This is a genomic window from Teichococcus vastitatis (assembly GCF_003604215.1).
In the GTDB taxonomy this organism is placed as follows: Bacteria; Pseudomonadota; Alphaproteobacteria; order Acetobacterales; family Acetobacteraceae; genus Pseudoroseomonas; species Pseudoroseomonas vastitatis.
In genome coordinates this window covers 1-8,736 of sequence record NZ_QXGS01000065.1, presented here as the reverse complement: position 1 = coordinate 8,736, position 8,736 = coordinate 1, and the positions used below count along the sequence as shown (strand labels likewise).

Here is an 8,736-nt window from a genome sequence, read left to right as displayed (position 1 = left end):
AACCCTACCGAGAACCACCGTGGTGACCGCCACTTCAAAGGCGGTCAGGTCCTACACCACGTCCAGGAACGCGACCGACGTGCTGAAGGGAAACCTGCCAGCGCAACTTCGGCGACTGGTTACCCGGTCCACTCCGCCGAGGAAGTTTGAAGTAGGAGAAGCCTTCTTCTGCTGTTGTCGCTATAAGGTGCTCGGGACAATCCCATTGTCTCCGATGCCTGCACTCGTTTTGGCATGGATCCTGAAGCGGCGATCGGCTCGCGACCTCAGGCGCCGTGACCCAAACGCATTCGCCCCGCAACGAAGCGGGCGGCAAGCGGCAGCATTTCGGCCGCACGCACGGCTCCGCCAGGCGTCTGGTCCAGCAGCCTCGCGACGAGGCCGGCCCAACGCATGGGTCTCTGCCATGCACGCCGCATTCTCGCATGGAACCGCCCGGCGTGTTCACCGGCCACGATCGCCCCGGCAGCGGCGATGCCGCTCGCCAGTGCCATGTCCATGCCTTCGCCCGCCAGCGACGGAATCACAGCGAACTGGTCGCCGACGCGGAACAGCGTTCCATCAACGTGAGCGGCGTCACGGTGCAAGAAGCCATAGGGCAGGCCCGCGATCGCGAGTGGTTTCTTCCGCACCGGAATGGCTCCTGCCAGCAGCATGGCCGCAAGGTCGGAACCGGCCGCCACCGTTCGGAGCAGCCCCTCCGGTGTGGATAGAGCCTTGTCGGCCTTGCGTAGGGCAACGCAGAGATTGGCTTGCCCACCGACGCTCGGCTGAAGCCCGGCATAGCCACCCCGCAGCGGCAAGAGCAACACCTCGGCCAGGGGGCCGGAAAGCCGTAGCGGAAGCTTCAAGCCAACATGCTGCCCACGCTGCGCCCTCGCCTGTCCTCTCAACTCGTGCTTGCCATTGGCCAGCACCAGAGCAGGGCCGGCCAGGACCATGCCGTCCGACAGGTGCAGGCGCCAGCCCTCCGCCACGCGCTCAGCCCGGCGGGCGGCACAGCCTCGCATGACGTTTGCGCCAGCCGTCGCGGCCGCGGCGAGTAGGGCCTCGTCCAACCGGGCCCGAGGTAGGCCCCAAGCCTCGAATGGCAGGTCCAGAGCCGCTCTGCGCGCTCCGGATGCGAGACGTGCACCTTTGATGGATACGGCACCGAGGGCGGCAAGATCGAGACCCAGATGCCGCAGCCGTCGGGCGGCATTGGACCCGAGGAATTCGCCGCAGACTTTCTCTTGCGGGGCCGCTTCCCGTTCGATCAAGGTCACAGAGATTCCAGCTCGGGCCAGGCAAAGGGCCGCTGCTGCGCCGGCCGGGCCACCACCCAGCACCAGCGTCGCGTTCACGCGGTGAGCCCGTCCGGTAGTGCGACGCAGGCGCCGCCCGCGACGGTCCAGCGGAAGGGAAAGGCCCAGGCGATTTCCGCGGCGACGCCGGCGCGGCTCAGCAGATCCTGCCAATCCGCGCGCGAGAAGCCCCGGGCGATGGACACTGTGCTGTCGTGTACCACCATCGGGTGCATGCGCAGCAGCCGCACTCCCGCCCAGACCGCCGCCCAGGGCACCGGGTGGCGATGCAGGTCGTTGATCAGCCAACCCCGTCGCGCGCGTGCGTTCAGCCAGCGGAGAAAACGTACCACTGCCTCGTCCTTCAGGTGATGGGCGAACAGTGAGCAGAATACCACGTCGAAATTCTCGGCTGCATCAAGCGCGAAGAGATCGGCAGTGATCCATCGCACGGTCAGGTCAGGATGCCTTGCCCGCGCGTGTGCGGCCGCATGCGGCGACCGGTCGAGAGCCGTAAGCTCCAGCCGTACTCCTCTGCGGGCGCCCCAGGCAGCGACCTGGGCCAGCATGTCGCCGCCCCCGGCCCCGACATCGAGCACGGTGAGGCTGTCGGCGCTCAGTCCCTGAGCCAGCCGGTCCAGCCAGCGCAGGGTCGGGCGGTAGGCCAGCGTAAGACGGTTGATCCGTTCCAGATCGGCAAGTGCTGCGGAGAAGGCTATGAAATCCTGGTTCGTGTCATCCATGATCTCCGGCGCAAAGATGCGGGTGTGCAGCATCGGTTCAGGTGCTTTCGCTGCTCAGCATCAGGCCATGGTGAAACGCAGCGTTTCCGCGGAAAGGCCGGGACCGAAGGCCATGGCCACGCCACGTTGCCCCGATGACGCTGCCTGCAGCATCGTCCGCAGCACGAACATTACAGTCGGGGACGACATGTTGCCGTGCGCCGCCAGCACGGCGCGGGACGCGTTCAAGGCACCGTCCGGCGGCTGGCACGCTGCTTCCACGGCATCCAGCACGGAGCGCCCACCAGGATGTATGGCCCAGAGCGGGAAAGCTGACGCATCATCTCCGCCCAAGATGCTGGGCAGCCGTGTCGGCAGGGCCCTGCCCAGGCTTTTCGGCACTTCGCCCGACAAGACGATGTCGAAGCCATTATCGCCGACACGCCAGGCAATTTGTTCCCGAGCTTCCGGCAACAGCGCGGTGCGGAACGCATCCAGCCTCAGCCCGACAGGTTCGGCGGACACCAGAGCCGCGGAACAGCCATCCCCGAACAACAGAAAGCAGAGGAGTTGCTCCACGTCAGGCTGCTCCTGCAGATGCAGGGTGCAGAGTTCGAGGTTCACGACCAGAACGCGGGCCTTGGGATCTGCGCGCACCGTATCGCGTGCCAATCGCAATGCCACGATCGCGGCCTGACATCCCATGAAGCCGATGTTCAGGCGTGCGACCGATTCTTCAAGGTTCAAATGGGCGCACAGGGCATGGTCCAGGCCGGGCGCAGCGAAGCCGGTGCAGGATGCGGTGAACACATGAGTGATTCCGGCGACCGGCCCCAGCTCCTTCAAGGCGTGGAACGCCAGCGGCGCCGCCTCATCCTCCCAACGCTGCATCCGCCTTCCCGTGCTGGGAAATCGACCCGGCATATAGAAGCCTTCCGAGTCCACCATGTCAGGACGTCCATCTGGTCGTAGCACCGACCAGCGTTGCTCAATGCCTGCCCGGTCAGCCATCCGGCTGAAAATACGTCGGGCTCGCAGATCCGGGATCAGTTGTTCGGCGAAGGCCCGGAACGTCCCATGCACCTCATGCCGAGGAGTTGCTGTTCCGATCCGGTTGAGAAAAACCTTGATGGGGGTCATTGCCAACAGAGATCGTATCGCGATCCAGATCTACCAGATGCTGCAGGATCAAAGTTCCGGTTCAGGAACAAGATTGACGTGGCTTGAGACGATTTGCTGTCAGTAAGCTTGATCAATGCGGTGTCTGGTACGGCATGCACTCATCAGCCTTTCGACCAATTCCCTCTTGAGTGAGGCGGCATCGAGCCGAGCAAAGAACAGCCTAATGCCGTCGCCTGGCTGCCTTCTGGAGGGACATCTATCCACATCGATATCCGTTGGAAGCTTGCCTGCTTTCAGGCTCTCGTTGATCTCGTTAGCCAGATGTAGACGCCGTATCGTTGACAGCTGTCAATGCGACCATCTGATCCTCGTGGCTCATCCCGCCCGGAAATGCTTATACTAACGCTTGGAATGCATATTGCCGGGGAAAAGCGTTTTCATGCCTGATGTCACATCAGCCGGATCATCGGCACAACAAACCATTGATGCGTTGATCGGGTCCGATGCGCAGGCCTTGAGCGCACAGTTGGCCCTGCTCCGCAACCGCATCTTTCCTCCCGCCGCCCAGAAAACATTGCGTCGCTTTTCCAGCGGGGAAACCGCTTCCCTTGTTCAAATCAGCGACTCCTATTTGCGCCAACTGGCACTGGCGGGGGAGGGTCCGGTTCCCGAGAAGACCGGCGGCGGCCGCCGGTCTTACACGCTGGAGCAGATCCACGAGCTTCGATCTTTCCTCGGCACCAAGAAGAAGCCCGGTCCGCCTGGGCGCAAAGGTGGAGAGCATCTGCAGATCATCGCCGTCGCAAATTTCAAAGGCGGTTCGGGCAAAACCACAACCACGGTTCATCTGACGCAGTACCTGGCCTTCCGGGGCTTCCGCGTCCTGGCTCTTGATCTGGACCCACAGGCCAGCCTGTCCGCCATGTTCGGCTACCAACCCGAACTGGACATCGGCGAGAACGAGACCCTCTACGCGGCCTTGCGGTACGACAGCCAGCGGCGCCCCCTGCGTGAGGTGATCCGCCCCAGCTACATTCCCGGCCTCGACGTAGTGCCGGCCAATCTGGAACTGCACGAATTCGAACATGACACGCCGCGTCTGCTGGCGAAGGCTGAGGGACGCAAGGAAGCCCTTTTCTTCACCCGGCTGAGCGAGGCACTGGCCACGGTGGAGGCTGAATACGATGTGGTCGTCATTGACTGTCCACCGCAACTCGGCTTCCTGACCCTGGCAGCCCTTTGCGCAGCAACCGGGGTGCTGATCACCGTGCATCCACAAATGCTGGATATTGCGAGCATGTGTCAGTTCCTCTTGATGACCTCCGATCTTCTGTCGGTGGTTCGGGAGGCCGGCGGCTCCCTGGAATACGACTTCCTGCGATACCTCGTCACCCGCTACGAACCACAGGATGGGCCACAAACCCAGGTGGTAGGCTTTCTGCGCAGCCTGTTCGGCGAGCGTGTGCTGACCAACCCCATGGTGAAGTCGACGGCGATCTCCGATGCCGGTCTGACCAAACAGACGCTCTACGAGGTCGGCCCGCAGAATTTCAGCCGCGAAACCTATAACCGCGCCAGCGAGGCGCTCGATGCCGTCAATGGCGAGGTCGCACAATTGATGGCCACTGCCTGGGGACGCACCAGCCGATGAAGCGCAAAGACACCCTTCGGTCGCTGCTCGGGGGAAGCCCTGCTCCGGAGCGCGAGCCCGCCGACTCCACCAGCCGCGTCCCATCCGGTGCGGTCCGGGCGATGGGCCTTCATCTTGGCCATCTCAAGGACGAAACCGCGGCATTGCGCGCGCAGCTTGAGGCCGGCGCCGTTGTCCTTGAACTGGATCCGGCCAGCGTCGATACGTCCTTTATCCAAGATCGCATCGCTGCCGACAACGATGCCGAATTGCAGGCGCTTGTGCAAAGCATCGAGGAATCGGGACAGCAGGTTCCGGTGCTGGTCCGGCCGCACCCCGAGAGTGCCGGTCGCTATCAGATGGCCTATGGCCACCGGCGCCTGATCGCCGTCCGCCGGCTGGGTATCCCGCTGAAGGCCGTGATTCGTCCGCTGAGCGATGCCGAGCTGGTGGTGGCGCAAGGCAAGGAAAACATCGAGCGGCGCAATCTCACCTTCATCGAACGCGCCTTGTTCGCCGCGCATCTGGAGCAGCACGGTTTCGACCGGCCCACGCTTCACGCTGCGCTGGCCGTGCAATCGGCCGAGATGACCCGCTATCTGCAAGTGGTGCGGGCCATTCCGCGGGCGGTGATCCTGGCGATCGGCGCGGCGCCCCGGACCGGGCGGCCGCGCTGGCTGGATCTGCAACGCCTCTTCGCTCACCCCCAGGCTGAGCAGCTCGCCCGGCACGCCATGGATGCGCCGGGCTTCCGTGCCCTGAACAGCGATGCGCGGTTTCAGCGCATCCACGATGCCCTTCGCCAGGGCAGGGCAGAGGACGAGGTGGAGCAGTATTGGCGCAATCCTCAGGGAGATCCGGTAGTTCGTATCGAGGCCGTCGGCCATAGTACCCGCCTGACGATCAACGAGAAGCTGGAACCGAACTTCGCCAGGTTCCTGGTGGACCATCTCGACGCCTTACACGAGGAGTTCCAAGGAAGGCGGGACACGTAGCGTGGACTTTGGCGACCATTGGCTGCGATGCAGACGCGTCATCCTTCGAGGAAGGGGTGTGGACTTTGGCGACCGGTGCGTCGCTCCGCCCCATGGCCTGGAAGGCCCAGGCTCCGAAACCCGGCAGGCGCCTCCGGTCTCATCGGAGTCGCGGAACGGATGGACCGTGGTTCACAGGCGAAGCCGTGGACTTTGCCGACGCAGCCGTGGACTCTGCCGCCACCCATGACACGATTTCAATCGGTTAGCAGCATTATCCCGCGGACTTTGCCGGCTTAGAGCAATTAGTAAATCCAATTAGCTTCAATTGGCTTCGGTCGGCAAAGTCCACGGCGACAGCCGAGATGCGGTGGTTCAGGTTGCCGCAGCAGCACGAGAAACGGAAAGGCCATGGCCACGGTCCACAGCCTCATCGAAGCTTATGGACGCCAGGCCAGCCGGGACATGGTGGAGGGTCGCCGGGGTCCGCGCATCGTCGAGGCCGCGGCGTCCTGGGCGGCCGATGAGGACATCGGGACCGGCTACATCCATTCCGGATGGTGTCAAACGGCGCTGCCGCACCGACGGCCGGATGATGACGCAGCCGTCTGGAAGCTCGAGACCGACAGCCTGACCTTGCTGGTCGAACCGGGCCTCCGCCTCAAGCCGGATGGCAGCACGGCGCATGTCGGGGTGCCGTTCGGCTCCATCGCCAGGCTGATCCTGATCTATCTGCAATCGGAGGCCCTGCGGACGGGTTCGCGGGACGTGGCACTGGGACGATCCCTGCGCGACTTTCTCGGACGACTCGGGGTCTCCGTGGGGGGGAAAACGACCAGGCTGGTCCGGGAGCAGGCGGATCGCATCAGCCGCTGCCGCTTATCCTTTCACTTCACCCGGAACGGCAGCTCGGTGCTGGTAAATCAGAACATCGTCGACATCGCGATGTTCGTCGATGACCCTTCCGCGGGATCGGAACGGCGTCAGGGCGACCTGTTCGTCGAGACAGCCCGGCTTTCGGAAAGCTTCTTTCAACAATTGCGGCAGCATGCTGTGCCACTGGATGAGGCTGCGATCCGCCACATCCGCAATTCCTCCATGGCGTTGGATGTATATTGCTGGCTGGCCTACCGCTTACACGCCCTGCCCGACAGCAAGCTGATCAGCTGGCCGGCATTGGCTACGCAGTTCGGCGCCGGCATCAAGCTGCGGAAACACTTCAAGGCTGCCTTCACGGAGAACCTGCAGCTGGCCCAGGCCGTGTACCGGGATGCGCAGGCCGAGCTCACGCCGGAAGGGCTGCTGCTGCACCCGTCGCCGCCACCCGTTCGCAAGGCACTCCGTTAGACGCCAACAAGACGGTCGGCAGAGTCCACGGGGGGCGATGTCGAGGCCACTCTTCCGGCTGGCCCGCTCGGTGTCGAGAGGGACCGCCTGGTGATCTCTGCAACGCTCGAAATCAGAAAAAGGGCAGGGCGGTGAAGCCCTGCCGAGCACCTCAGCCGAGGCGCTCCTTCAGATCCTTGGCCGGCTTGAACTTCACAGATTTGCTGGCAGCAATCTGGACCACTTCCCCGGTCGCGGGGTTGCGGCCCTGACGGGCAGCGCGCTCGCTGATGGCAAAGCTGCCGAAGCCGGCCAGCCGCACCTCGCGGCCGGCACCCAGTGCGTCACCCAGTGACGACAGGATGGCCTTCAGCACGGCATCGGCCTGGGTCTTCGGCAGGCTGGTCGCTGAAGCCGCGGCGTCTACCAGATCCTGGCGGCTCATTGGGCGGGATTCGTCGGACAAAGGCATGCTCCGGCAATGATGTGCAAACGGCGCAGCAGGAACACGACGATACCAAGCCGGTCAAGCCAAAGCCGGATGCTGCGGGCAATCCGATAGGGTTTTTCCACCACAAAGCGATCCTGGGCCCGAAAACCGTGTTCCCCAGGACACAGGCCGGCTAGAGCATAATCTGACCTGACTGAGTCGGACGGGGATTCGCGAGCGGCTGAAAATCTGCTTCACCCTCTTGGCCGGGGGGAGGCCGGTGGGGATGAGCAGAGCATTATCTTCCGACCTCAGGTCGCGCGTCATTGCGGCGGTGGGGGCAGGATCATTCCGCCGCGCCGCGGCAGCCCGGTTCGGCATCTCTGTGTCCAGCGCAATCCGCTGGCTGCAGGAGTGGTACGAGAGCGGCCGGGACAAGGCGCAACGCCAGGGTGGTGACCGCCGGTCACAGCGGGCTGAAGCCTAGAAGGACGTCATTCTTGCGGCGGTGGACGCCAAGGTCGACATCACTCTGGCAAGTTGGCCGAGCTGCTTCGACGGGAGCATGGTATCGCAGTGGCTCCGAGCACTGTCTGGCGCTTGCTGGACCGCCACGACATGACACTCAAAAAAGACAGCTTGCGCTGCGGAACAATCGAGGCCTGACGTGGCAGCCAGGCGTGAAACCTGGTTCGAAGCACAGCCTGACTTGGATCCCGAGCGGCTGGTCTTCATTGATGAGACCAGCGCCTCGACCAAGATGGCGCGGTTCTATGGGCGCTCCAAGCGCGGTACCCGCTGCCGGGCACCCGTGCCGCACGGCCACTGGAAAACAACGACCTTCACCGGCGCGTTGCGCTTGTCTGGCCTGTGCCGCACCGATGGTGCTGGACAGCGCGATGACAAGCGAATGGTTTACCGCCTATGTCCGGCAGATCCTGGCACCCACCCTGCGCCCCGGTGACATCGTCATCCTCGACAACCTGCTCCCACAAGGGCGCTGCCGTTCGGGAAGCCATCCAAGCTGCAGGCGCGACACTACGGTTCCTGCCGCCCTACTCGCCGGACTTCAACCCAATCGAGAATGCCTTCTCCAAGCTCAAGGCGCTCCTGCGGAAGGCTGCGACCCGCACCATCGACGCGCTCTGGGACGCAATCCGAGATGCGCTCCCGCAGTTCTCGCCACAGGAATGTGCCAGCTACTTCACCGTCGCAGGATATGAACCAGACTGATCAGATTATGCTCTAG

7 protein-coding genes and 1 pseudogene are annotated in these 8,736 nt (G+C 63.7%); 4 read left to right on the top strand and 4 right to left on the bottom strand.

Going from position 1 to position 8,736, the window contains the following annotated elements; translation table 11 throughout:
- Positions 1-266: 266 nt before the first annotated feature.
- From D2K64_RS22170 to D2K64_RS22160, 3 genes are read right to left on the bottom strand one after another with little or no spacing between them, the layout of a single operon-like run.
- Positions 267-1,328, bottom strand: coding sequence for an FAD-dependent monooxygenase (locus D2K64_RS22170; protein ID WP_238384370.1), 1,062 nt, complete (start codon positions 1,326-1,328; stop codon positions 267-269).
- A gap of 11 nt (positions 1,329-1,339) precedes the next feature.
- Positions 1,340-2,059, bottom strand: coding sequence for a methyltransferase domain-containing protein (locus D2K64_RS22165; protein ID WP_120010565.1), 720 nt, complete (start codon positions 2,057-2,059; stop codon positions 1,340-1,342).
- A 27-nt stretch (positions 2,060-2,086) separates the two neighbouring features.
- Positions 2,087-3,145 (bottom strand): type III polyketide synthase, encoded by a 1,059-nt coding sequence (locus D2K64_RS22160; protein ID WP_120010564.1) that lies wholly within the window; start codon positions 3,143-3,145, stop codon positions 2,087-2,089.
- Between the two features lie 421 nt (positions 3,146-3,566).
- Here D2K64_RS22160 and repA point away from each other — a divergent pair, with 421 nt between their 5' ends.
- From repA to D2K64_RS22145, 3 genes are all read left to right on the top strand, one after another.
- Positions 3,567-4,778 (top strand): plasmid partitioning protein RepA, encoded by a 1,212-nt coding sequence (repA, locus tag D2K64_RS22155; protein ID WP_120010563.1) that lies wholly within the window; start codon positions 3,567-3,569, stop codon positions 4,776-4,778.
- On the top strand, positions 4,775-5,752 hold the full coding sequence (repB, locus tag D2K64_RS22150; RefSeq protein WP_120010562.1) for a plasmid partitioning protein RepB: 978 nt from the start codon (positions 4,775-4,777) through the stop codon (positions 5,750-5,752). The genes repA and repB overlap by 4 nt, the downstream gene beginning before the upstream one ends.
- Before the next feature lie 390 nt (positions 5,753-6,142).
- Complete coding sequence (locus D2K64_RS22145) at positions 6,143-7,078, top strand: replication protein RepA (protein WP_120010561.1); 936 nt, start codon at positions 6,143-6,145, stop codon at positions 7,076-7,078.
- A gap of 151 nt (positions 7,079-7,229) precedes the next feature.
- On the opposite strand, the gene D2K64_RS22140 is transcribed toward D2K64_RS22145, so the two are convergent.
- Entirely contained in the window at positions 7,230-7,523 is a 294-nt protein-coding gene (locus D2K64_RS22140) for an HU family DNA-binding protein (RefSeq protein WP_274379327.1), read from the bottom strand.
- 250 nt (positions 7,524-7,773) lie between these two features.
- Between D2K64_RS22140 and D2K64_RS22135 the strand changes: the two are divergent.
- A pseudogene (locus D2K64_RS22135) lies at positions 7,774-8,720 on the top strand (IS630 family transposase).
- Positions 8,721-8,736 lie beyond the last annotated feature (16 nt).

Coding starts and splice junctions, on each gene's coding strand:
- D2K64_RS22165 (WP_120010565.1), bottom strand. CDS start 2,059: ATGCTGCACACCCGCATCTTTGCGCCGGAGATCATGGATGACACGAAC.
- repA (WP_120010563.1), top strand. CDS start 3,567: ATGCCTGATGTCACATCAGCCGGATCATCGGCACAACAAACCATTGAT.
- D2K64_RS22145 (WP_120010561.1), top strand. CDS start 6,143: ATGGCCACGGTCCACAGCCTCATCGAAGCTTATGGACGCCAGGCCAGC.
- repB (WP_120010562.1), top strand. CDS start 4,775: ATGAAGCGCAAAGACACCCTTCGGTCGCTGCTCGGGGGAAGCCCTGCT.
- D2K64_RS22160 (WP_120010564.1), bottom strand. CDS start 3,145: ATGACCCCCATCAAGGTTTTTCTCAACCGGATCGGAACAGCAACTCCT.